The following is a 23,252-nucleotide window of genomic DNA, read 5'->3' as shown; positions in this document are numbered from 1 at the left end:
CCCAGTGTGTTCTGGGTCACATTTGGATCTGGGTAGACGTATGCCCAGGTGAAATCTCGACGGTGAGATCTGCGGGGCAGGGGAGGGGTTAGGTGAACGCTCCTACTCCGGTCACCGCACGCCCCACGATCAGCGCGTTGATCTCATGGGTGCCCTCGTAGGAGTAGATGGCCTCGGCGTCGGCGTGGAAGCGGGCGACATCGGTGTCCAGGGTGATTCCGTTGCCGCCGCAGACCTCGCGAGCCAGCGCCACGGTCTCGCGCAGCCGCAGCGCGGTGTACATCTTGGCCAGCGCCGAGTCCTCGTCCCGGTAGATCCCGGCGGCCTGCTGCTCGGTGAGCTGGACGACCATCCCCAGTGCGGCGGTCAGGTTGCCCAGCATCAGCGCGAGCTTCTCCTGGATCAGCTGGAAGCCCGCGATCGGGCGGCCGAACTGCTCACGGCGCGCGACGTAGGCCAGGGCGGCCTCGTAGGCGCCGGCCATCGCCCCGGTGGCCATCCAGGCCACATCGGAGCGCATCCGGCGCAGACATCCGGCGACGTCGGAGAAGCTGTTGATCCGCTGCAGCCGCGCGCTGTCCGGGACCCGGACCCCTTGGTAGGTGATCTCGGCGTTCTGCATGATCCGCAGCGAGGCCTTGCGAGCGATGACCTCCATGGTGACCCCCGGGGCATGCGTGGGGACCAGGAAGCACTTGACCTGCCCGTCTGCGGTGTCCCGGGCGAAGGTGGCGACGACGTCGGCCGCCGTGGCGCCGCCGATCCAGCGTTTGGCGCCGTCGATGGTCCAGTCGCCGGTCTCCGGGTCCTGGGTGGCTGCGGTGGCCAGGCCTCCGGCGACGTCGGAGCCGTGCTCGGGCTCGGTCAGTCCGAACACCCCGGTGAGTTCATAGGAGGCGATCTTGGCGTCGAGCTCACGGGCCTGCTCGGCGGAGCCGCCCATGGTGCAGACCGTGCGGAACAGGCTGGCCTGGGCGTTGTAGTAGGTGGCCACGTTGATGTCACACCGGGTGAGCTCGAAGTTTCGGAAGCCCAGGAAGATCTCGCGGACTCCCTCGCCGGCCTCGCGCAGCGCGGGCGGGTCCATCAGGTGCAGTTCTCGCAGCGGGGCGATGATCTCCTCGGGGAAGCGCGCCTCGTCCCAGGCCGCGTTCAGGTGCGGATGCACCCTCTCGGTGAGCACCCCGCGCAGCTCGGTGATCACCGCGCGCTCGGCCGGGGTGAGCCGTTCGGCGAAGCCGTAGAGGTCCGAGGGGATCACGCTGCCGGTGACCGGTTCACGCATCGTGGACCCCTGAGGACGCGGCGTCCACCGAGCCGGCGCGGCTGCCGGGCTCCGTGGACGTTCCGGCGTCGAGTCCCAGCAGCTTCACGGCGTTGTGCTTGAGGATCTTGGGCCGGGACTCCTCCTTGATCGGCAGCTCGGCGAAGGCGCCGAGCCACTTCTCGGGGGTGATCAGCGGGTAGTCGGTGCCGAAGAGCAGCTTCGAGGCGAGGATGTTGTTCGCGCTGCGGGTCAGAACCTCGGGGAAGTACTTCGGGGACCACCCGGAGAGGTCGATGTAGACGTTGGACTTATGCGTGGCGATCGAGATCGCCTCATCCTGCCAGGGCACCGAGGGGTGCGCCATGATGATCGGCAGTCCTGGGAAGTCCGCGGCGACGTCGTCGAGCAGCAGCGGGTTGGAGTACTTCAGCTTCAACCCAGCCCCGCCCGGCGTGCCGGCCCCCATGCCGTTCTGCCCGGTGTGGAAGATCGCCGGCAGCCCGATCTCCTGCAGCGTCTCCCACAGCGGGTAGAACTGCGCATCCGAGGGGTCGAAGCCCTGCACCGTGGGATGGAACTTGAACCCCCGCACGCCGAGCTCTTCGGCCTGCCGCCGCGCCTCGATGAGCGCCGCCGGGCCGGTGCGCGGGTCCACCGAGCCGAAGGGCAGCAGGACGTCGTTGTTGCGCAGGCACCCCGCCACCAGGTCATCGATGGAGTTCGGCGCGTGCTGCATCTGGGTCCGGGCGTCCACGGTGAAGACCACCGCGGCCATCCGGTGGGACCGGTAGAGCTCCGCGATGCGATCGATGCTCGGGGTGCGCTCGGCGGTCTTGAAGTACTTCGCGGAGGCTTCGAAGAACAGCTCGGGCAGCGCGCGATGTCCTGCCGAGTCCATCTCCAGGTGGACGTGGGTGTCCACGGCCTCGATGGCGTGCACGTCGATCGCGGATTGGTAGCGCATCGGTGAACCTCTCCTGCTGGGCTCGGGTGGAGCGGGCGGGTGGACTAGCTGGTGGGCTGCAGCTCGGCGGGGAGCTCCGGCATGGATTCGCCCACCGACTGCAGGTTCGCCTGGAGGATCTCCCGCCCCTGGGTCTGCAGCGTGGTGTAGTCCCAGCCGCCGTCGTGGAATTCCTGAACCACCGGTTCCGGATGGCTCCAGACCTGCAGCCGGTCTCCGCCGGCGCCGATGACCTGGCCGGTGATGCCGTTCACCGCATCGGAGGAGAGGAACGCGACGACGCCGGCCGCGTCCTGGGCGGTGCCGAAGCCCAGGCCCTTGCGGAAGAAGTCGGGCATGGGCTCACCCTGCTCGTCGGCCTCGACGGCCTTCTGGAAGTAGGGCACGGTCTTGGTCATCGCGGTGGCCGCCACCGGGATCACGGCGTTGACGCTCACCCCGGCACGTGTCATCTCCAAAGCCCAGGTGCGCACCATCCCGACGATGCCGGCCTTGGCCGCCGCGTAGTTGGTCTGTCCGTAGTTCCCGCGCTGACCCGTGGGGGAGCCGATGCAGACGATCCGTCCGGCCACACCCTCGGTCTTGAAGTGCTTATACGCGGCCCGCACACAGGTGAAGGTGCCCTTGAGGTGGACGTTGATCACGGCGTCGAAGTCATCGTCTGACATCTTCAGCAGCGACTTGTCACGCAGGATCCCGGCGTTGGTGACCAGGATGTCAAGGCCGCCGAAGCTGCTCACCGCGGCTTCGACCAGCTGCTCGGCGGTCTCGGTGGAGCCCACCGGGGCCACCACGGCCACGGCACGCCCGCCGGCGGACTCGATGGCTGCCACGGCGGCATCTGCATGGGCCTGGTCCACGTCGTTGACGACGACGGCGGCGCCCTGGGCGGCGAGCTCCTGGGCATATGCCAGGCCGAGCCCCGCTCCGGAACCGGTCACGATGGCTACCTTGTCCTGCAACGACATAGTCTCTCCTTCTGTGGGACCTCACGGCCTATGCTTACTGTGATACATCTCACTTGATAATATTGAGAAAGTCAATGATTTGTCTTCTCAATCCGTTCCACCCCCGAAGCGGGACCCGCTGCTAGGAGAATCCATGCCCCCCTCGACCCCCGCGGCGCCCGCCCCGTCAGCCGAGAAGTCCGCGACACCCGAGACGAGCGAGGAGCGCTTCCGACAGTCCCCGCTGGCACGGGAGGTCGCGTTCCTCACCGCCCGCGCCAGAGGCCGCGGGAACGCTCTGGCGAATCAGCTGCTGGCCGATCTGGACCTGAAGGTGCGGCACTTCTCGGTGCTCGCCATGGCATGCTCCGGGACCAATCCCTCCCAGCGCGAGCTCGGTGGATTCCTGGACCTGGATCCCAGTCAGGTGGTGGCGCTGGTCGACGTGCTGGAAGGGCGCGGTGCGATCCGTCGGGAATCGGACCCGCGGGACCGGCGCTCGAAGATCCTGGTCGCCACCGAGACCGGCCGCGAGCTCTACGCCCAGGCCACCGAGCGCACCCGGGAGGCCGAGGAGCAGACCCTGCAGGCGCTGAGCCCGGCCGAGCGGGATCAGCTGCGCGAGCTGCTCGCCAAGATCGTCTTCTGAGCTTGGGTTTGGGGCTGGGGCTGGGCCTGGGCCTGGGCCTGGGGCTGAGCCCAGACTCTGCGCCGAGCCCCACGGTCCCAGGGTCGCTCGGCTGTGACTAGGTCATCGCCGCGGCGTCCTCGGGCCGGAACCCCTTCTTGGCGAGCTGAATCTGCTCATAGACATGGTGGCGCAGCTCGGCGAAGCGCTGGGAGGATCGGGTCTCGAGCTGATCCCGCTCGGCCGGAAGGTCCACCAGCACGTCTTCCTGGATGATCGTCGGTGAGGAGGACAGTATGATCACCCGCTCGCCCAGGTACACCGACTCGTCGATGTCATGGGTGACGAAGAGCACCGAGACGCCCAGCTTCTTCCAGACGCCCCGGACCAGGTCCTCCAGATCGGCGCGGGTCTGCGCGTCCACCGCGGCGAAGGGCTCATCCATCAGCAGCACCTCCGGCTGGTAGGCCACCGCCCGGGCGATGGCCACGCGCTGCTGCATGCCGCCGGAGAGCTGCCAGGGATAGGACTTCGGCACATGGGAGAGCCCCACGGCCTCCAGCGCCTCGGCGACCATGTCCTTGCGGGTGGACTTGTCCATGCCCTGGTTCTTCAGCGGAAGCTCCACGTTCTCGGCCACGCGCAGCCAGGGGAAGAGCGAGCGGCCGTACTCCTGGAAGACCACAGCCATGGACTTCGGCGGCCCGGTGACCTTCTCCCCGTGCAGGGTGACCTCCCCGGCGCTGGGCGCCATCAGGCCCGAGATGCACTTGAGCAGCGTGGTCTTGCCCGAACCTGAGGGTCCCACCAGGCAGGCCAGCTGACCTTTGGGGAGGTCAAAGGTGAGGTTCCTGACCGCCTCGATGTCGCCGCCGTCGGTGTGGTACACCTTCTTCAGATTCTTCACCGAGAGCATCGGCTGCTCGTCGGGCATGGTCTTCCCCACGGGGATCCGGCCATCGGGGGTGTCCTGGATCCTGGACTGGCTGATCACGGGATTGCTGGGCTGTGCGTGTGCGGAGGTCATCTCCGGGTCCCTTCTCTTGGCAATGGGGCCGGGTGGGTGTGCCCGGCGGAAGTGTTTGCGCTGCGTGGTGCTCAGGCAGCCTGTTCGATCTCGCGCAGGCCGTGGTACCAGCCCAGGATCCAGCGTTCGGCGAGCTGGAAGACGAACGAGAGGATCACGCCGATCAGTCCCAGCAGGACGATCCCGGACCACATCTCAGGGATGGCGAAGGAGCGCTGGAACTGCACGATGGTGAAGCCGAGGCCCTCGGTAGAGGCGAACATCTCCGAGATCACCATCAGGATCAGCGCGATGGAGAGTGACTGCCGGATCCCGGCCATGATCTGCGGCATGGCCGAGGGCAGGATCAGATAGCGGATGCTGTTGATCTTGGTCATCCCGTAGGTCCGGCTGGTGTCGGCCAGCACCTCATCCATGGAGCGCACACCTTCGATGGTGTTCAGCAGGATCGGCCAGACGGCGCCGAGCACGATCACCGAGACCTTCATCTCGTCGCCGATGCCGACCAGGAGCATCAGCACCGGGATCAGCACCGTAGGTGGGATGGCGCGGAAGAACTCCAGGGTGGGCTCCAGCAGGGCCCGCAGCCAGCGGAAGGAGCCGATCAGCAGGCCTCCGATGATCCCGATCAGGATGGAGAGCGTGATGCCCACGATGAGCCGCCCCAGCGAGGGGAAGACGTCGCCGACGAAGCGGTCCACGGTCCAGGTGTTGATGAAGGTCTCGACCAGCAGCTGTGGGGTCGGGACGAAGAAGCTCTCCTCCCCGAGCGTGGCGAGGAACCAGATGAAGAGCAGGATCAGCGGCAGGGCCACGATATTGAGGAAACTCCGGATATATGTCATGCCGCCACCTCCGTGCGGACCGAGGAGTGCCAGGAGAGGACCTTGCGCTCGACCATCCGCATGACCAGATTGATCAGGACCCCGAGCAGGCCGGTTGCCAGCACGAGGGCGTACATGGAGACGTAGTTGCCTCCGGACTGGGCTCGGCTGATCTCAGCCCCCAGCCCTGGGGTGCCGATGATCAGCTGGGCGGTGACCGCCAGGATCAGCGCCACGGCCGCCGCCAGACGTACCCCGGTCATGATGTAGGGCAGGGCGGTCGGAAAGGTCACGTGGCGCATCCGTGCCATCGGTCCCAACCCGTAGGACCGTGCGGTGTTCATCGCCACCGAGTCCACATCGGCCACGCCGTAGAGCACCTGGATCAGGACCTGCCAGAAGCAGGCGTAGACGATGAGCATCAGGGAGGACTCGATGCCCACGCCGAAGAGCAGGACCGCCAGGGGGATCAGCGCGACCGAGGGGACCGGGCGCAGGAACTCGATGGTGGAGTTCGTGAAGCGGCGCAGGAACGTCGAGGAGCCGATGACGAAGCCCAGCACCGTGGCTGCGACCACCGCGATGACCATGCCCAGCGCCCAGGCGTGCATCGTGTCGCCGACCGCGACCCAGAAGTCGGTGAGCCCGAAGTTGCTGATCAGGCCGCCGATGGCCTCGGAGGCCGGCGGCATGAACCGCTCATTGACCAGCCCGGTGCGCGGGACGATCTCCCAGGTCAGCAGCATGCCGACCACGCCGGCGGCGCCCAGGGCCTTGGTGCCGAGTCCGCGCCGTCGTCGTCGTCGGGCCCGCCCTGGCCCCGAGGTCGTCGCGCGACCGGTGGCACCGCTCTGCGCCACCGAGGTCAGCGGCGCTGCGGGGTCGGGTCGAGTGGCGATGTCCAGGGCTGCCGAGGTGGAGACGTCGGTGTGCCGGCGGATGTCACCGCCCCTGCGGTGTGTGGCGGCGGAGGCCTCCCAGCGGTGCAGCCGGTGGATCTCGGCATCGCGGGCGTGAGGGGCTTCGCCGCGGGGGACCGGCCCCAGGCCGGAGCTCTCATCAGTCATCTATGACTCCTTGTGCAAGGTTGCTCGGATCACCACCGTGAAGTTGTCTCCACTGTGATGCAGAACACATCTCATTCAGGATAGAGGCCGGCCGCCAATAGTTCAAGAAGTCAATGATTGAGATATTCAAGGACACGCGCTCACCCACACTCGTTGAAGGGCGGATTCTGCGGGCATCTCATGGGCCAGAAGGCCTGAAGTACACGCAGAAACCGCCCCTCAACGCAGGAAGCGGGGAGGGGTCAGCGCAGGAAGAGCTTCTTCATCCGGTACGTGGTCAACGCCAGACCGGCCACGATCATCACCAGGTAGTAACCGATGTGCACCAGGGTCAGGCCGCTGAAGTCCCAGAACGCGATATCGCGCATCAGCTCCACCGCGTGCCAGAGCGGCAGCGCCTGGATGAACGCCTGCACTCCCGCGGGGTAGACGCTGATCGGGAAGAGCGTGGCCGAGAACAGGAACATCGGCATCAGCACCATCATCATCCAGTCCATCTGCTGGAACCGGGTCATGAAGGAGGTCACCGCCATCCCGATCGACGCGAAGCCCAGTGCGACGAAGAGCGCGGTGCACCACATCAGCACCGCCGCCAGCGGATCCACCAGGCCGCTGACCATCAGCACGCCCAGAAAGCCCAGCGCGTAGAGTCCGCCGCGGAAGAGCGCCAGGCAGATCTCGCCCACCGCCACGTCCACCGGGCCCAGCGATGTCGACATCATGGTGCGGTAGAGCTTGGTGATCTTGAGCTTGAAGAACACGTTCCAGGTGGAGTCGAAGATCGCGCCGTTCATCGCGGAGACCGCCAACAGCGCCGGGGCGATGAATGCCGCGTAGCTGATGGTCCCCCCGCCGCTGAGTCCCACCGCTTCGGAGTCGACCCCGGCGATCATCGGGGAGATGCCCAGGCCGAAGGAGGTCAGGAACAGCACCGGTTCCAGCAGCCCGGAGAGGAAGATGACGCCACGGTTGTTTCGGATCGCGGTGAGTCCTCGCCCGAACACCGCGCGGATGTTCCCGGAGTAGTAGTTCGCGCCGAACCCGCGGCGGAACGAGATCCGGGGCAGCTCGGCGCGTGCCGGCGTGCTGGCTGTCCCGGTGTCGACCGATCGGTCGACGTCGGCCGCGTCCTTCACCGCCAGCCGGTCCTGACGTCTGGCATCGGCCTTGGCGCCCGGGGTCCGGCCGCGCCACTCTTCCAGACCCAGCCGGCGGGTGAAGATCCGCACCGTGGCGAGCCAGGCGGCGACGGTGATGCCCAGGAGGTAGAGCACATGGATCAGGATCAGCCAGGCCGGGGTGGGCTGGCCGAAGGCGAGCACCCGGCCCAACTCATTGGCGTGCCAGATGGGGGAGAACCAGCCCAGGACCTGCAGGAATGCCGGAAGGTTGGTCAGTGGGTAGAAGGTGCCGGAGAAGAGGAAGAGCGGCATGATGACGAAGCGCTGGATCAGGGACATCTGCCCCTTCTCATCGCGCAGCGTGGAGACATACGCCATGATCGGCAGCCCGATCGCGAGCCCGCCGAGCATCGCGCTGGCGATCATCAGCACCCCCAGCGGGGAGCTGATCGCCCCGAAGAGGTAGAGCACCAGGGTGAAGATCGCGGCGTGGATGCCGAAGCGCACGCTGACCGCCAGGAGGTGGCCAGAGGCGATCTGGCCCGGGCTCAGCGGGGAGGCCTGGGCGCCGTAGTAGAGCCGCCGCCACTTGAACCCCTCCATCACCGGGAAGGTGAACTCGATGCCGGCGGCCATGGCGACGGTGGAGGCCAGGATCGCAGGTGCGATGTACATCAGGTAGCTGCTGGCCCCGTATTCCGCGAAGTCCCCGCCCTCGCCGACCAGCATGCCCAGTCCGAGCCCCATGGCCAGGATGTACATGATCGGCTGGCTCACCGAGGAGAAGAGGATCACGGTGCCATAGGCGCGCATGCTGCGCAGCGTCCGCTCGGCCTGGTGCAGCGCACCGAAGCGCCGTGCCCGCCCGGCCATGGTGTGCTTGTCCGCGGCGGGACCGACGGGGTCCTTCAGCTCGGGATCCCGGGTCAGGTGATCAGTCGACAAGGGTCCTCCCGGTCAGTCGCAGGAAGACGTCCTCCAGGGAGGACCGGCGGACCAGCGAGGTCATCGGACGCAGTCCGGACGCGTGGATGCGCTCCAGCGCAGACTCGGCGGAGCCGGCGTAGACCAGCAGCCGGTCTGGGAGCACCTCCACGTGGCTGAAGCCGAGGTCCCCGGCTGCGGCGCCATGGGAGCCCGCGTCGACGGAGGAGAGCAGCGTGGTCAGCTGCTGAGCCTGCTCCTGGTTGCGGTCCATGCCGAAGCGCAGCTCGAGCACCTCGCGGGTGGAGTGGTCTCGGATCAGTCCCGCGGGGGAGCCCTCCGCCATGATGCGGCCTTCATCCACCACGATCAGGCGCTCGCAGAGCTGCTCCGCCTCATCCATATGGTGGGTGGTGAGCACCAGCGTGGTCCCGGACTCCCGGAGTCGGAACAGCCGGTCCCAGAGGATGTGCCGGGCCTGCGGGTCCAGGCCGGTGGTGGGCTCATCCAGGAGCAGGATCTCGGGCTCGTTGACCAGCGCGCGGGCGATGGTGAGCCGGCGCTTCATGCCCCCGGAGAGGTCCTCCACCCGGGCGGTCGCCTTGTGGCTGAGCTGGGCGAACTCCAGAAGCTCCTCGGTCTTGGCGTTGAGCCAGCGACGCGGCAGACCGAAGTAGCGCCCGTACATGATGATGTTCTCCCGGACGCTGAGCTCCTCATCCAGGTTGTCCTGCTGCGGGATCACCCCCAGCCGCGCCCGGACCTCGGGTCCGTTCTGCTCCGGATCCAGTCCGGCCACAGACATCGTGCCGGCACTGCGCGAGGCCACCGCGGCGATCATCCGCATGGTCGTGGACTTCCCTGCGCCATTGGGTCCGAGCAGGCCGAAGGACTCACCTCGGTTCACCGTGAAATCGATGCCGTCCACTGCGGTGAAATCACCGTAGCGTTTGGTCAGACCTGTGGCGCGGATCGCATGTTCAACGGGCATGGGTTGCAGTGTACTCGGGGTGATGATCCCTGGTGAGAGCCAGATGGGCCTGATCTTGGGGCTCTGGCCAGGCTGAGGCTCATCCTTTGGGCCGATGTGCCCGGTGCTCTCATCCGGGAGAATGAACGGGTAGTCGAATCTTCGGGCTGCGGAGCACCTCAGCAGCCCACCGAGCACGATGTCACCGCAGGATGAAAGGTATGCAATGTCCACCCCAGTTCTCGAGACCGAGAACCTGGTCAAGGTCTATGGCAAGGGCGCAACTCGTTTTGATGCGCTCAAAGGCCTGACCTTCGAGATCCATGAGGGCGAGTCCGTCGCCATCGTAGGTAAATCAGGTTCCGGCAAGTCCACCCTCATGCACCTCTTGGCGCTGCTCGACGAGCCGACCTCCGGCGTCGTCGCCCTGGGAGGCGAGCCGGTCACCGCGCTGAAGCCCAAGAAGGTCTCCCAGCTGCGCAACGCCACCTTCGGGTTCGTCTTCCAGCAGTTCTTCCTGAACCCGAACCAGACGGTGCTGGAGAACATCACCTTGCCGCTGAAGATCGCCGGGGTGGGCAAGTCTGAGCGCAACCGCCGCGGGATGGAGGTCCTGGAACAGCTGGATATGGCCGATAAGGCCAAGAACAAGGCGACCAACCTCTCCGGCGGACAGAAGCAGCGCGCCTGCATCGCGCGCGCCCTGGTCAACCGGCCCACCGTGCTCTTCGCCGATGAGCCCACCGGCAACCTGGACACCGCCACCTCAGAGATCGTCGAGGACATCCTCTTCGGTCTGCACCGGGACCACGGCATCACCCTGGTCGTGGTCACCCACGACGAGGACCTGGCCGGGAAGTGTCAGCGTCGCCTGATGATGCAGGACGGCGAGATCCACGCCGAGGAGCACGGCGCGACGGGGGTGCACGCATGAGATCAGTCGACGTCGCACGCACCGCGCTGGGCAACACCTTCCGCTCCAAGCTGCGCACCGCCCTGACGGTGGTCGCCATCGTGATCGGCTCCTTCACGCTGACCCTGACCTCGGGGCTCGGCGCCGGAGTCAACAAATACGTGGACAATGTGGTCGCCGGTTTCGGCGGGTCCTCGCAGATGTTCGTGATGAGCACCGGGGCCTCCGATGCGGAGCCCACCGATGGTCCGGCCGAGTATGACCCGGAGGCCGCGGCCAGCACCGGCGGCATGTTCGGGCCGGGCTCCGGCGGAGGTGTGCTCACCGACTCGGACATCGAGACGATCGAGCAGATCGAGAACGTCTCGGCGGTGGACCCGATGGTCTTCGTCTCGCCGGACTATATCGAGACCCCCGACGGGTCTCAGTACGACATGGAGCTCGACGTCCCGGCCAACGCGCTGGGGCTCGAGCTCGAGGCCGGGGAGGCCCCCGGTGAAGATGGGATGGAGCTCAGCATCCCGGCAGACTGGTTGAGCATCTTCGACACCGAGGACGCGGAAGAGGTCCTCGGCGAGACCGTGAGCATCGGGATCAGCGATGTCACCGGTCAGCAGTCCACCGTGGAGGCCGAGATCGTCGGCGTCTCCGAGGAGGCGCTCTCCGGGATCGGCGCGACCCCGATGCCCTCCCGGGAGCTGAACCAGGAGCTCAACGACCTCTCCATGGAGGGCTACCAGGGCCAGGCAGAGAACGCCTACGCCATGGCCGTGCTCGACGTCGATGACATCGAGGCCAACGAGCAGGGCGTCAAGGACGCGCTGCTCGAGGAGGACCTGCTGGGTCTGACCGTGGAGGATCAGATCGGGGCCGTCCAGGGCGTGATCGACGCCGTCGCCTGGGTGCTCTCCGGCTTCGGACTGATCGCGCTGCTCGCGGCCAGCTTCGGCATCGTGAACACGCTGCTGATGTCGGTCCAGGAACGCACCCGAGAGATCGGCCTGATGAAGGCGCTGGGCATGTCCAGCGGCAAGGTCTTCGGGCTCTTCTCCATGGAGGCCGTGGTCATCGGGATCCTGGGATCGGTCATCGGCGTGGTGCTCGGACTCGGCGCCGGCCTGGCCGGCAACGCCTGGCTCACCGGAGAAGGCGGTCCGCTGGGTGCGGTGGCGGGACTGACGCTCTTCGCCGTGGATCCGCTGGCGATCCTGGGGATCACCGCACTGATCGTGTTCATCGCGTTCCTCGCCGGAACGCTGCCGGCGGCACGAGCCGCGAAGAAGGACCCGATCGAGGCGCTTCGCTACGAGTGAGCGCGGTCCGCGGGGCCTAGAGTGATTCGTGAACACAACCAATGAACAAGGAGCAGACATGAGCAACCCTCCCCAAGGCGAGCAGCCCGGCGTCCCCGGCGGCCAGTCCGGCCAGCCAGGCGGCTACGGCGCCAACCCGTCCGGCGGCTACGGCGGCCAGCCGGGGGGTGACTACCCCGCGCAGCAGGGCGGTTACCCCTCCCAGCAGGGTGGCTACCCGGTCCAGCAGGGTGGCTACCCGGCCCAGCAGGGCGGTGGCCAGGGGGCACCCGCCTCGAAGTACGGCACCGACCCCTACGCGCCGGGCAGCTACGGCGGACCGGTCGCGGAGCCCAAGAAGTACAGCCTGCTCAAGACGATGACCCTGGTCTCGCTGGCGGTCTACGTGCTGAGCTCGTTGCCGGGCCTCTTCCTCAGCGGTGACGCAACTCGGCAAGAGATGATCACCGGCATGGAGCAGCAAGGGATGACGGCTGCCGAGGCAGCCGAGGCTGCGGACTTGTTCGGGGGACTCCTGACCGGTTTCATCTGGGTCAGCCTGATCGTGGGGGTGGGGCTCTACCTGCTGGTGTTCTTCGGGCTCCAGAAGAACAAGAACTGGGCGCGGATCACTGGCATCGTCTTCGCGATCCTGGGCATAGTGTTCACGATGATCGGCGTCATCGGCGCGGACCCGCTGACCCTGGTGCTCGCGCTGGCCCACGTGGGCGTCGCCGCCTACTGGCTGGTGCTGGCCTTCAGCTCCGAGGTCAAGACCTACCTGGCGCAGTTCCGCCGGTAGTCTCTTCTCCTGCTCGACGGGGACGCTCCTTCACGGGGGCGTCCCCGTTCTGCGTCGTGACCGCTGCACCGAGTCGTGACCGCTGCACCGGGAGATCCGGGAGGAGTTACATGAAGATCCGCGAGGCGCTCGCGGGGATAGGCTGAGCTGGTGAACCAGACCTCTGCCACGGGCAGCTCGCGCCGGATGATGACGGCGATGTTCCTGCCGCTCTTCGCCTCGCTGCTGAGCATCAGCATCGTCAATGTCGCACTGCCAGCGATCGAGGAGAGCCTCGGTGCCGCCTCGGCGGATCTGCAGTGGGTGCTCTCCGGCTACGCGCTGGCCTTCGGCATGGCACTGGTCCCGGCCGGCCGTGCGGGAGACATCTGGGGCCGGCGTGGCCTGTTCATGTTCGGCGTGCTGCTCTTCGGTCTGGCCTCCCTCGGCGCTGCTCTGGCGTTGACCCCGCTGGTGCTCAACATCGCACGCGTCTTCATGGGGTTCGCCGCGGGCATCCTCACCCCGCAGGTCATCGGGATGATCCAGCGCCTGTTCAGCGGTGCCGCGCGGGGGCGGGCCTACGGGATGATGGGCACCGTCATCGGGGTCGCAGTCGCGGCAGGGCCGGCGCTGGGCGGGTTGATCATCGACACCACCGGATCAGACCTCGGCTGGCGGATGACCTTCCTGATCAATGTTCCGGTCACCATCATCGCGCTGATCTCGATCGTGGCGTGGCTGCCCAAGACCCTCGACGACGCCGAGCCCCCGGCTGCCACCGAGAAACCGACTCCCGCCGCGGAGCCCAAACCCGCCGCGGAGCCCGAAGCCGCTGCGGAGTCGAGGCCCACCCCGCCGCGCGGGACATCCGAACCGGCCGAGCCGAGGGCTGCTACGCGCGGCATCGCCCGGCTCGATCCGCTCGGAGTGGTGCTGCTCAGCGTCGCAGTGCTGCTGCTGATGCTGCCCTTCATCCAGTTCCGCAGCCTGCTCGGCGGACTCTTCGGCGCCGCCGGAGTGGGGGTGCTGGTGCTGTGGGCACTCTGGGAGCGCCGGCTGGGCCGGCGCGACGCCGATGCCCCGATGGTCAACCTGGCTCTGTTCACCCTGCCCAGCTATACGTTGAACTCCCTGGTGCTGGGCCTGTACTTCGCGGGGATGCCAGCGACCTGGGCGGTGGTGGCGGTCTACGTCCAGCAGGGTCGCGGGGAGGGCGCGCTGATCGCCGGGCTGGTGACGCTGCCCAGCGCCGTGATGGTGATGCTGCTCTCGGCACGGGTGGGCCGGGCGGTGGAGCGCAAGGGGCCCCGGATGCTGGTCAGCGGAACCCTGGCCGGCGTCGTCGCGATGCTCTCCCTGGCCGGAGCGGCGGCGCTCATGGGCACCGGCTACGGCTCGCTCTGGCTGATCGGCGCCGCTCTGGGCGTCGTCGGTCTCTCCCAGGCGCTGATCATCCCCAGCGCACAGACGCTGTCCATGCGGGAGGTCCCGGAGCCCATGGCCGGCGCCGCAGGCGGGGTGGCGCAGACCGCTCAGCGGGTGTTCACCGCGATCGGCATCGCGGTGGTCACCGGGATCTACTTCTCGGTCAGCGCAGACGCCGGACATCAGAGTGCCATCGTGACCAGCTCGCTGGTGATCGCGGCGCTGATGCTCACCTCGGTGGCGGCCGCGCTCTTCGCCGCCCGTCAGGCCCGGCAGGCAGCCCATGACCAGCAGGGAGCCCAGGGCCAGCGAGAAATGCAGGATCAGCAGGAGGTTCAGAATAAGCAGGCAGCCCAGGACCAGCAGACCGCGTAGAACCAGGTCAGCGCTGGCCCACCGGGGCTGGTGAAGCGCCGATTGGTCTGCCGCAGCGCCGAGTGGTCCGGCTCAGCGCAGACGCGTGACCGGGCGCAGGTCCTTGGCCTTCACATAGGCCGGGGCCCCGGCGAAGATCTCCGCGCGCTCGTCGGATTCCTCCCAGGCCTGCTCCGCCTGGGCGAACTCCTCGCGATCGCCGGGGCGGCTGACGAACCAGGTCAGCTCGTCCTTGCCGTCTGAGAGCCAGATCGATTCCACGGTGAACCCGCGCTCCTCACGCGCCGGGATGACCTGCTTGGTGAGGAAGCTGACGAACTCCTCGGCCAGCGCCGGGTCCAGGGCGTAGCGGCGCATATACGTGGTCCGCTCGGCGGCGTCTGCGGGGCGAGGGGTCTCGGGTTGGGCGACCATCGGGTCCTCCTGGATCGTCGGGACAGTTCTGGACGAGGTCCACGGCCATCATAAGAGACCAACAGGCAGTTCCGAGCAGGCTGCCGCGGGGGAGCAGCCGCGTGGCAGTCCGGCGGGGGAGTCGATTCGCCATCAAGCCGTGATCGCAGGGATAATCGCCCCATGAGCTCTCAGCAGTCACTGCCCACGGGTGGCGCATCTGGCGCGCAGGAAACCCTGAAGAACTTCGGCCGCCGGACCTCAGGCATCAGCTTCGCGGTGATGATCACTGTGCTCCTGGTGGCCCTGATCTTCGCCGCCAACCAGAACGACGTGATCGGCTGGATCATCGCCGTCATCGCCGGAGGCTGGCTGCTGCTGGCCACCGTGCTGGTGGTCTCGGTGCGTTCCGGGGCCAAGAAGTTCGGGCAGACGCTGGACTCGGCGCGCGCCGACGCGGCCTCCCGCCGAGCCGACACCCTGGGCGGCGCCACCGTGGTCGACGAGGACACCCACGGAAGGAACCTGAAGCTGGATCATTCCTTCAAGATCGTCGAGGTCCAGAAGCGGGTCATCGCTCAGGAGCTCGCCAAGGGCGAAGAGGCAGACCTTGCCATGGTGGATCGCGCCCTGGACACCATCGAGATGACCGCAGGCAACGGCCGAGACATGCTCGCAGAGCACGTCGGGCGCGGAGCAGGCGACTCGACGCAGGAGCGCCAGGACGCCCCCGACAGCCGGCGCCGAGACCAGAACAGCCGCGCGAAGACCCGGAACAACGACGACGACCAGCCCATCACGGGCGAGATCGTGCCCTGAGAGGACCCCAGGTGACCCCGAACAGCACAGCCACGCCCAAGACCGCCCCGGCGTCCAGCGCCGCCCCCACCGAGGCAGCAGACTTCGGCGAGCACCCGCACCGGATCCAGGACGCCAAATCGGGCCAGCAGACCCGGATCGCCTCGGTCAACGTCAATGGGATCCGCGCCGCGCACCGCAAAGGCATGGGTGAATGGCTCGCGGACCGTGAGATCGACATCCTGGCGCTCCAAGAGGTGCGTGCCAATGAGGAGATCCTGACCAAGCTGGTCGGTGAGATGACCGCCCCCGAGACTTGGCATGTGCATGAGTATGAAGCGGCCGACAAGGGCCGGGCCGGCGTCGCGATCATCTCCCGGAAGCCGCCCATCGCCACCCGCCGCGGCATCGGCGAGGGCCACCCCGAGGATGACGGCCGCTGGATCGAAGCCGACTATGAGCTCGGCGACGGCTCCACGCTGACCGTGGTCAGCGTCTACGTGCACTCCGGGGAAGTGGGCTCGCCCAAGCAGGACCACAAGATGCGATTCCTGCAGTACATGACCGAGTACCTGCCGCAGCTCGCGCAGCGCACCGATCATCTGCTGGTCATGGGTGACCTCAACGTGGGCCACCGCGAGCTCGACATCAAGAACTGGAAGGGCAACGTGAAGAACTCCGGGTTCCTCCCGGAGGAGCGGGCATACTTCGATGCCTACTTCGGCGAGCTCGGCTTCCGCGACGTCGCACGAGACCTGGCCGGAGAGATTGATGGCCCCTACACCTGGTGGTCCTACCGGGGGAAGGCCTTCGACAACGACACCGGATGGCGGATCGACTATCACATGGCCACCCCGGCCCTGGCCGAGCTGGCGGGCAACCTCAAGGTGGACCGGGCACAGGACTACTCGCTGCGCTGGTCCGATCACGCCCCGCTGGTCGTGGACTACCAGCTGCCCTGAGCGGCCCCCCCCCGAAGGACACCGCCCCTAGAGGGCACCGGCTCCCGAAGGACACCGGCCCTACCTCCGGCGGACCCGCCCCCGCCTGACCCCGACAACACGAAGGAACCGCCGTGACTGAGCGCGTACTCTCCGGGATGCAGCCCTCCGCTGACTCCCTGCACCTGGGCAACTACCTGGGAGCGCTGGTCAACTGGGTGAAGATGCAGGAGCGCTATGACGCCTTCTTCTTCATCCCGGACATGCATGCGATCACCGTGCACCAGGACCCCGCTGAGCTGCGCACCCGGGTGCGTCGGACCGCGGCCCAGTACCTGGCCGGAGGCCTCGACGTCGAGCGCTCCACGGTGTTCGTGCAGTCCCACGTGCCCGAACATGCGCAGCTGGGCTGGATCATGACCTGCCTGACCGGGATGGGGGAGGCCGCCCGGATGACCCAGTTCAAGGACAAGTCCGCCAAGCAGGGCGCCGATGCGGCCGGGGTCGGGCTCTTCACCTACCCGATGCTGCAGGCCGCTGACATCCTGCTCTACCAGCCGCACGGGGTCCCGGTGGGTCAGGACCAGAAGCAGCACGTGGAGCTCTCACGCAACCTCGCCCAACGGTTCAATCACCGCTACGGGGAGACCTTCCGGGTGCCCCAGCCGCTGATCCCCGAGGCCGGGGCGCGGATCTATGACCTGCAGAACCCCACGGCGAAGATGTCGAAGTCCGCGGCCTCGCCCGCCGGGCTGCTGAACCTGATGGACACCGACAAGCAGATCGCGAAGAAGATCAAGTCCGCCGTGACCGACGACGGCGCCGAGATCCGCTTCGACCAGGCCGAGAAGCCGGGTGTCTCGAACCTGCTGAGCATCTACTCCGCGCTCACCGACCGCCCGATCGCTGAGATCGTCGAGGAGTACCAGGGTCGGATGTACGGGCACCTGAAGGTGGAGCTGGCCGAGGTGGTGGTGGCCAAGCTCGGTCCGATCCGCGATCGCACCGAGGAGCTGCTGGAAGACCCGGCCCAGCTCGACGCGCTGCTGGCCACCGGAGCCGCCAAGGCGCGGGCCGTGGCGGGGGAGACCCTCGCCGAGGTCTACGACAAGGTCGGGTTCCTTCCGGCGAGCGGGCGCTGAGCAGAGGGTGAGCCTGCGGTGAACGAGGACCCCTCCAGACTGCGACCACGCACCGGCGGTCACGGGCTGATCGCCGGGCACGCGCGTGCCGCGGCGAAGGCGATGAATGACCGCGAGGAAGTCTCCGGCATGGTCAACCCGCTGGACCTCGAGGGGCTGCGTCGCCGCGAGGTCCGGGCACGCCAGGCCTGGGGCCATGCCCGGCGGGAGGGTCGCAGCGGGGCCGCCATGTTCGGGCTGACCTTGTTCTGGGGCCTCACCCGACTCGACACCACCCGCGGCATGCGGATATTCAACCTCTTCCTGTTCCACTACGGCACGGTGATGGCCGCCGGCGCGGCCTACATGATGTTCTTCTCCGTCTCGGCTGCGCTCGTGGCTGGGTTCTCCGTGGCAGGACTGGTCATCGGTGGTGATCAACAGCTGCAGGACACGATCGTGGACCTCACCAATGACGCGCTGCCCGGGGTGATCGGCGAGGACGGACTGGCGACCCAGGCGCAGCTCTTCAACACCGAGGGCTTCGGGCTCACCCTGGTGGTCTCGCTGCTGGTCGCCGCGGTGGCCTCGCTGAGCTGGATCAACGGGCTGCGCGCGGGTATCCGCAGCATCTTCGACCGGCCGCTGATGGATGAGAACGTGTTCGTGGTGAAGTCACGGGATCTGGCTGTGATGCTGCTGCTGGCCGTGATGCTGCTCGCCGCCACCGCCACCAGCCTGCTCTCAGAATCTGTCCTGGTGTTCAGCGAAGACCTGCTGGGATGGAACCTCAACGTGCTGCAAGGACTGGTCGGCACGGTGATCACCCTCGCCGTGCCGTTGATCCTGGACGTGCTGGTGGCGATCCTGATCTTCCGGGTGGCCTCACGGGTGGTGATGCCGGTCTCGGTGCTGTGGCGTGCGGCGCTGATCGCCGCCGTCGGCTCATCGCTGCTGCGCCACCTCTCGACGTTCCTGCTCAGCGGCGTGGAGGACGGAAACCTGATCGTGTCTTCCTTCGCCACGGTGCTGGGCTTCTTCGTCTACTTCTTCCTGCTCAGCCTGATCTACCTGCTCTGCGCCTCCTGGGCAGCCCTGGCCACCGACGACCGCAGCCGAGCGCTCCGCCCGCGCAGCCGCTGATCTTCCGCACGGCCCGAGCTGCCGCACGGCCTCAGCTGCCGCACGGCCCGAGGTGCGTGGGGTCTCAGCTGCGTGCGGTGCGCGGGAAGAGCGAGTCGACCACATGTCGGGCCGCGTCGCGGGGCTGGCCAGACCAGGGGAAATGGTGCATCGAGACCATCGGGCTGGCGTTGATCTCCAGGATCGAGGGTTCGTGCAGGTCCGCCTCGCCGCGCGGGAGCAGCACGTCGAAACCGACGATCTTCAGCCCGGGCAGGGCCCGGGCCGCACGCTCGACCAGCTCCTGCTCCGGCGCGCGCAGCTCATCGGTCGCGTCCACCGCGTCCCCGCCTGTATGCAGGTTGGAGGTGCTCCGGAGATAGATGCGTTCACCGGCCGTCGGGATTGAGTCCGGGGCCAGAGAATGCCTGGCGAGATACTCGCGGGAGTCGCCGTCGAGGACCAGGTCCTTGTGGATGGGGCCGCGGTCCCGGTTCTTCGCGGTGACCAGCTGCGCGATGCTGCTGACACCGTCTCCCAGGACGCTCGCGGGCCGGCGTCGCGTGGCCGCCACCAGGCGACCTTCTACGACCAGGCATCGATGCTCCACCCCGGTGTAGAACTCCTCGACCAGCACCTGGCTGCTCTTCGCGGCCACCTTCTCGAAGGCGGCGTGGAACTCCGCCTCGGTCTGCAGTCCGGCGTGGACGTTCTGGCCCTGCCTGCCGTTGTGCGGCTTGATCACGCTGCGGGTGAAGGGAGCAGCCCAGGCCCAGGCCCGCTCGACCTCGGTCACGGCGAAGACGGCGTTCTCCGGGGCGCTGATCTTCAGGTCGCGGAAGAGCCGGCTGGCCACATCCTTATAGGAGGCGATCTTCTTGACCAGGTCGCTGTTGTGGTTGGTGCTCCCGCCGCTCCAGGTGCGCATGCGTCCCTGGTGCTCCAGGACCATCCTGCGGCTGCTGGTGGACTTGCGGACCGTGATGCCGCGCTCCAGCGCCTCCGCGGCGACCACGATGTTCGTGAAGTTGGTCGGACCCACACCCACCTCGATCAGATGCCGGGCGGCCTCATCGTAACGTTGCATGACAACACCTCATCGTAGGGGAGCGGGATGCACCAAGAGGTGGGGCGCCGGGTGCGAGTGCTGCTCGCGCCCGACGCCCCACCTCTGAAGGCACAGTGGATCACATGCTGCGGGTCAGCACCGCACGCTTGACCTCTTGGATGGCCTTGGTGACCTCGATGCCGCGCGGGCACGCGTCGGTGCAGTTGAAGGTGGTGCGGCAGCGCCACACTCCCTCTTTGTCGTTGAGGACCTCCAGGCGCATGTCGCCGGCGTCGTCGCGGGAGTCGAAGATGAACCGGTGCGCGTTGACGATCGCCGCCGGGCCGAAGTACTGCCCGTCGGTCCAGAAGACCGGGCAGGAGGAGGTGCAGGCGGCGCACAGGATGCACTTGGTGGTGTCATCGAAGCGTTCCCGCTCCTCCGGGGACTGGATCCGCTCGCCGGTCGGGGCGGGGGAGTTGTTCACCATGAAGGGCATGATCTCGCGGTAGGACTGGAAGAAAGGTTCCATGTCCACGATCAGGTCCTTCTCCACGGGCAGACCCTTGATGGGCTCGACCAGGACCGGCTTGGAGAGGTCCAGATCCTTGAGCAGGACCTTGCAGGCCAGGCGGTTGCGACCGTTGATGCGCATCGCGTCCGAGCCGCAGACGCCGTGGGCGCAGGAGCGGCGGAAGGTCAGCGAGCCGTCGATCTCCCACTTGACCTTGTGCAGCGCGTCGAGCACACGGTCGGTGCCGTACATGGTGACCGTCCACTCATCCCAGCGTGCCTCGTCGGAGAACTCCGGGTCATAGCGGCGCACCTGGATGGTCACGTCGAAGCTGGGGACCTCGCCTCCGCCCCCGCTCTCCTTCATGTCGATCTTGGAGGCGGGCTCTGCGGCTTCTTTGGTGGGAGTGCTCATCAGTACTTACGCTCCATCGGCTCGTAACGGGTGAAGACGACCGGCTTGGTGTCGGCGCGGATGCCGTTCGTGCCATCGGTCGAGGACTCGGGGTCCAGGTACATCATCGAGTGGAGCATGAAGTTCTCATCATCACGCTCCGGGAAGTCCTCGCGGTAGTGTCCGCCGCGGGACTCCTTGCGGTGCAGGGCTGCCACGGTCATGACCTCGGCCATGTCCAGCAGGAAGCCGAGTTCCACAGCCTCGAGCAGGTCCAGGTTGAAGCGCTTGCCCTTGTCCTGGATCTGCACATTCTTATAGCGCTTGCGCAGGTCAGCAATGACCGCAAGGGCTTCCTTGATGGTCTCCTCGGAGCGGAACACCTGCATGTTCGCGTCCATGGTCTCCTGCAGCTCGGCGCGCAGCGTCGCGGTGCGCTCTCCACCGGTGGAGGCGCGCATCGCGTTGAGCTGGTTCTCGGTGAACGCCGTCGGGTTCTCCGGGATGTCCACGAACTCGGCGGTGGCCGCGTACTCGGCGGCGGCCAGGCCGGCGCGCTTGCCGAAGACGTTGATGTCCAGCAGCGAGTTGGTACCCAGGCGGTTGGATCCGTGGACCGAGACGCAGGCGACCTCGCCGGCGGCGAAGAGGCCCGGGACGATGGTGTCGTTGTCCTGAAGCACCTCGGACTTCACCGTGGTGGGCACCCCGCCCATGGCGTAGTGGCAGGTCGGGAAGACCGGCACCGGCTCGGTGTAGGGCTCCACACCGAGGTAGGTGCGGGCGAACTCGGTGATGTCCGGGAGCTTGGCGTCGATGTGCGCCGGCTCCAGGTGGGTCAGGTCCAGCAGCACGTAATCCTTGTTCGGACCCGCACCCCGGCCTTCGCGCACCTCGTTGGCCATGGACCGGGCCACGATGTCACGTGGGGCGAGGTCCTTGATGGTGGGGGCGTAGCGCTCCATGAAGCGCTCTCCCTCGGAGTTTCGCAGAATCCCGCCTTCGCCGCGTGCGGCCTCGGAGAGCAGGATCCCCAGCCCGGCCAGGCCGGTGGGGTGGAACTGCACGAACTCCATGTCCTCCAGCGGGATGCCCGCGCGGTAGGCCAGAGCCATGCCGTCGGCGGTCAGCGTGTGCGCATTGGAGGTGGTCTTGAAGATCTTGCCCAGACCACCGGTGGCGAAGACCACCGACTTGGCCTGGAAGACGTGAATCTCACCGTTGGCCAGGTCGTAGGAGACGACGCCGGCGGTCTTCTTCTGCATGTAGGTGGTGCCGTCTTCACGGGTCACCTCTTCGTCCACGGTGAGCAGATCCAGCACGTAGTACTCGTTGTAGAACTCGACGTTGTGCTTCACGCAGTTCTGGTACAGCGTCTGCAGGATCATGTGCCCGGTGCGGTCCGCGGCATAGCAGGCGCGACGCACGGCGGCTTTGCCGTGATCGCGGGTGTGCCCGCCGAAGCGCCGCTGGTCGATCTTGCCCTCGGGGGTGCGGTTGAAGGGCAGGCCCATCTTCTCCAGGTCCAGCACGGCGTCGATGGCTTCTTTGGCCATGACCTCGGCGGCATCCTGGTCCACCAGGTAGTCGCCACCCTTGACGGTGTCAAAGGTGTGCCACTCCCAGTTGTCCTCCTCGACGTTGGCCAGCGCGGCACACATGCCGCCCTGCGCCGCGCCGGTGTGGGACCGGGTGGGGTAGAGCTTGGTCAGCACGGCGGTATGGGCGCGCTGCCCGGATTCGATGGCTGCGCGCATTCCGGCGCCACCGGCGCCGACGATGACGACGTCGTACTTGTGAACCTGCATCAGCTTGTGGCTCTCTTTTCTTGGTGTTCGAAAGGCATGTGAACGCGCACGGATGCGCACCGGGCGGACCCGGTGCGCATCAGACGTTCTGGCAGAAGGAGGGGGAGGACTCGAGCAGCTGGCCAGCGTTGTCGAGCAGGCAGGGCTCGAAGGTGAAGATGACCATGGTGCCCAGGACGATGATGACGATCACCGAGAGGTAGAGGATGGACTTGAGCCACACTCGGGTGGAGTCCTTCTCTGCGTAGTCGTTGATGATCGTGCGCATCCCGTTGCCGCCGTGCAGCATCGCCAGCCAGAGCATGGTGAGGTCCCAGAACTGCCAGACCGGATTGGCCCACTTGCCGGCGACGAAGCCGAAGTCGATCTGGTGGATGCCCTCGCCGACCAGGAGATTCACTGCCAGGTGGACGAAGATCAGGACCACCAGGGCGGCGCCGGAGACGCGCATGAAGACCCAGGCGGCCATCTCGAAGCTGCTGGACTTCGAGGAGCCGCTGCGCAGGTACTTCGGGTCGATGCGACCGGAGCGCGGGGCTTCGATGCCCTGCGCGGGCAGCAGTGCGTCAGATTGCGTGGTGGTCAT

The 23,252-nt window shown here is 67.1% G+C and carries 22 protein-coding genes; 9 read left to right on the top strand and 13 right to left on the bottom strand.

All coding sequences use genetic code 11. From position 1 onward, the window contains the following. Positions 1 to 88: 88 nt before the first annotated feature. The 3 genes from HNR11_RS01105 to HNR11_RS01095 are packed head-to-tail and all read right to left on the bottom strand — an operon-like array spanning position 89 to position 3,199. Positions 89 to 1,285 carry an acyl-CoA dehydrogenase family protein gene (locus HNR11_RS01105; protein WP_179440738.1) on the bottom strand — a complete coding sequence of 399 codons (1,197 nt, stop codon included), beginning with the start codon at positions 1,283 to 1,285 and terminating at the stop codon, positions 89 to 91. Further along, positions 1,278 to 2,231, bottom strand: coding sequence for an amidohydrolase family protein (locus HNR11_RS01100; protein WP_179440737.1), 954 nt, complete (start codon positions 2,229 to 2,231; stop codon positions 1,278 to 1,280). Before HNR11_RS01100 ends, HNR11_RS01105 begins: the two co-directional genes overlap by 8 nt. Positions 2,232 to 2,275: 44 nt before the next feature. After that, a complete protein-coding gene (locus HNR11_RS01095; protein ID WP_179440736.1) occupies positions 2,276 to 3,199 on the bottom strand; it encodes an SDR family NAD(P)-dependent oxidoreductase in 924 nt (307 codons plus the stop codon). A gap of 133 nt (positions 3,200 to 3,332) precedes the next feature. Here HNR11_RS01095 and HNR11_RS01090 point away from each other — a divergent pair, with 133 nt between their 5' ends. Next, positions 3,333 to 3,827: a MarR family winged helix-turn-helix transcriptional regulator gene (locus HNR11_RS01090; protein WP_179440735.1), complete on the top strand. Its 495-nt coding sequence runs from the start codon at positions 3,333 to 3,335 to the stop codon at positions 3,825 to 3,827. 97 nt (positions 3,828 to 3,924) lie between these two features. Here HNR11_RS01090 and HNR11_RS01085 read toward each other — a convergent pair whose 3' ends face one another. From HNR11_RS01085 to HNR11_RS01065, 5 genes are all read right to left on the bottom strand, one after another. Next, a complete protein-coding gene (locus HNR11_RS01085) occupies positions 3,925 to 4,722 on the bottom strand; it encodes an ABC transporter ATP-binding protein (protein ID WP_179442795.1) in 798 nt (265 codons plus the stop codon). A 182-nt stretch (positions 4,723 to 4,904) separates the two neighbouring features. Next, positions 4,905 to 5,678 (bottom strand): ABC transporter permease, encoded by a 774-nt coding sequence (locus HNR11_RS01080; RefSeq protein WP_179440734.1) that lies wholly within the window; start codon positions 5,676 to 5,678, stop codon positions 4,905 to 4,907. Next, positions 5,675 to 6,403 (bottom strand): ABC transporter permease, encoded by a 729-nt coding sequence (locus HNR11_RS01075; RefSeq protein WP_179442794.1) that lies wholly within the window; start codon positions 6,401 to 6,403, stop codon positions 5,675 to 5,677. The genes HNR11_RS01080 and HNR11_RS01075 overlap by 4 nt, the downstream gene beginning before the upstream one ends. Positions 6,404 to 6,966: 563 nt before the next feature. Next, on the bottom strand, positions 6,967 to 8,790 hold the full coding sequence (locus tag HNR11_RS01070) for an ABC transporter permease (RefSeq protein ID WP_246310282.1): 1,824 nt from the start codon (positions 8,788 to 8,790) through the stop codon (positions 6,967 to 6,969). Continuing rightward, positions 8,780 to 9,760 carry an ABC transporter ATP-binding protein gene (locus HNR11_RS01065; RefSeq protein ID WP_179440733.1) on the bottom strand — a complete coding sequence of 327 codons (981 nt, stop codon included), beginning with the start codon at positions 9,758 to 9,760 and terminating at the stop codon, positions 8,780 to 8,782. Before HNR11_RS01065 ends, HNR11_RS01070 begins: the two co-directional genes overlap by 11 nt. Positions 9,761 to 9,965: 205 nt before the next feature. Between HNR11_RS01065 and HNR11_RS01060 the strand changes: the two genes are divergently transcribed. From HNR11_RS01060 to HNR11_RS01045, 4 genes are all read left to right on the top strand, one after another. Next, positions 9,966 to 10,673 (top strand): ABC transporter ATP-binding protein, encoded by a 708-nt coding sequence (locus HNR11_RS01060; RefSeq protein ID WP_058887358.1) that lies wholly within the window; start codon positions 9,966 to 9,968, stop codon positions 10,671 to 10,673. Then, a complete protein-coding gene (locus HNR11_RS01055; protein WP_179440732.1) occupies positions 10,670 to 11,965 on the top strand; it encodes an ABC transporter permease in 1,296 nt (431 codons plus the stop codon). Before HNR11_RS01060 ends, HNR11_RS01055 begins: the two co-directional genes overlap by 4 nt. A 58-nt stretch (positions 11,966 to 12,023) precedes the next feature. Continuing rightward, positions 12,024 to 12,746 (top strand): hypothetical protein, encoded by a 723-nt coding sequence (locus tag HNR11_RS01050; RefSeq protein WP_179440731.1) that lies wholly within the window; start codon positions 12,024 to 12,026, stop codon positions 12,744 to 12,746. Positions 12,747 to 12,896: 150 nt separating this feature from the next. Further along, complete coding sequence (locus tag HNR11_RS01045) at positions 12,897 to 14,528, top strand: MFS transporter (protein WP_179440730.1); 1,632 nt, start codon at positions 12,897 to 12,899, stop codon at positions 14,526 to 14,528. A 72-nt stretch (positions 14,529 to 14,600) separates the two neighbouring features. On the opposite strand, the gene HNR11_RS01040 is transcribed toward HNR11_RS01045, so the two are convergent. Further along, positions 14,601 to 14,942, bottom strand: a complete 342-nt coding sequence (locus HNR11_RS01040) for a hypothetical protein (protein ID WP_179440729.1) — start codon at positions 14,940 to 14,942, stop codon at positions 14,601 to 14,603. 162 nt (positions 14,943 to 15,104) lie between these two features. Here HNR11_RS01040 and HNR11_RS01035 point away from each other — a divergent pair, with 162 nt between their 5' ends. The 4 genes from HNR11_RS01035 (at position 15,105) to HNR11_RS01020 (ending at position 18,924) form a co-directional block, all read left to right on the top strand. Further along, on the top strand, positions 15,105 to 15,740 hold the full coding sequence (locus HNR11_RS01035) for a hypothetical protein (protein WP_179440728.1): 636 nt from the start codon (positions 15,105 to 15,107) through the stop codon (positions 15,738 to 15,740). 104 nt (positions 15,741 to 15,844) lie between these two features. Next, positions 15,845 to 16,681 (top strand): exodeoxyribonuclease III, encoded by an 837-nt coding sequence (locus HNR11_RS01030; protein ID WP_179442792.1) that lies wholly within the window; start codon positions 15,845 to 15,847, stop codon positions 16,679 to 16,681. A gap of 113 nt (positions 16,682 to 16,794) precedes the next feature. Next, positions 16,795 to 17,802 (top strand): tryptophan--tRNA ligase, encoded by a 1,008-nt coding sequence (gene trpS / locus HNR11_RS01025; RefSeq protein WP_343050541.1) that lies wholly within the window; start codon positions 16,795 to 16,797, stop codon positions 17,800 to 17,802. A gap of 18 nt (positions 17,803 to 17,820) precedes the next feature. Continuing rightward, on the top strand, positions 17,821 to 18,924 hold the full coding sequence (locus tag HNR11_RS01020; RefSeq protein ID WP_179440727.1) for a YhjD/YihY/BrkB family envelope integrity protein: 1,104 nt from the start codon (positions 17,821 to 17,823) through the stop codon (positions 18,922 to 18,924). A 64-nt stretch (positions 18,925 to 18,988) separates the two neighbouring features. Here HNR11_RS01020 and HNR11_RS01015 read toward each other — a convergent pair whose 3' ends face one another. The 4 genes from HNR11_RS01015 to HNR11_RS01000 form a co-directional block, all read right to left on the bottom strand. After that, positions 18,989 to 19,990: a hypothetical protein gene (locus HNR11_RS01015; protein WP_179440726.1), complete on the bottom strand. Its 1,002-nt coding sequence runs from the start codon at positions 19,988 to 19,990 to the stop codon at positions 18,989 to 18,991. Positions 19,991 to 20,090: 100 nt separating this feature from the next. Further along, on the bottom strand, positions 20,091 to 20,879 hold the full coding sequence (locus HNR11_RS01010) for a succinate dehydrogenase iron-sulfur subunit (protein WP_058887350.1): 789 nt from the start codon (positions 20,877 to 20,879) through the stop codon (positions 20,091 to 20,093). Continuing rightward, complete coding sequence (gene sdhA, locus HNR11_RS01005) at positions 20,879 to 22,666, bottom strand: succinate dehydrogenase flavoprotein subunit (protein ID WP_058887349.1); 1,788 nt, start codon at positions 22,664 to 22,666, stop codon at positions 20,879 to 20,881. Before sdhA ends, HNR11_RS01010 begins: the two co-directional genes overlap by 1 nt. 79 nt (positions 22,667 to 22,745) lie before the next feature. Continuing rightward, positions 22,746 to 23,252, bottom strand: coding sequence for a succinate dehydrogenase hydrophobic membrane anchor subunit (locus HNR11_RS01000; protein ID WP_179440725.1), 507 nt, complete (start codon positions 23,250 to 23,252; stop codon positions 22,746 to 22,748).

It is taken from the genome of Nesterenkonia sandarakina, assembly GCF_013410215.1.
GTDB classification, from domain to species: domain Bacteria; phylum Actinomycetota; class Actinomycetes; order Actinomycetales; family Micrococcaceae; genus Nesterenkonia; species Nesterenkonia sandarakina.
The sequence above is the reverse complement of the archived record's forward strand: the minus strand, read 5'-3'. Positions and strand labels throughout refer to the sequence as shown.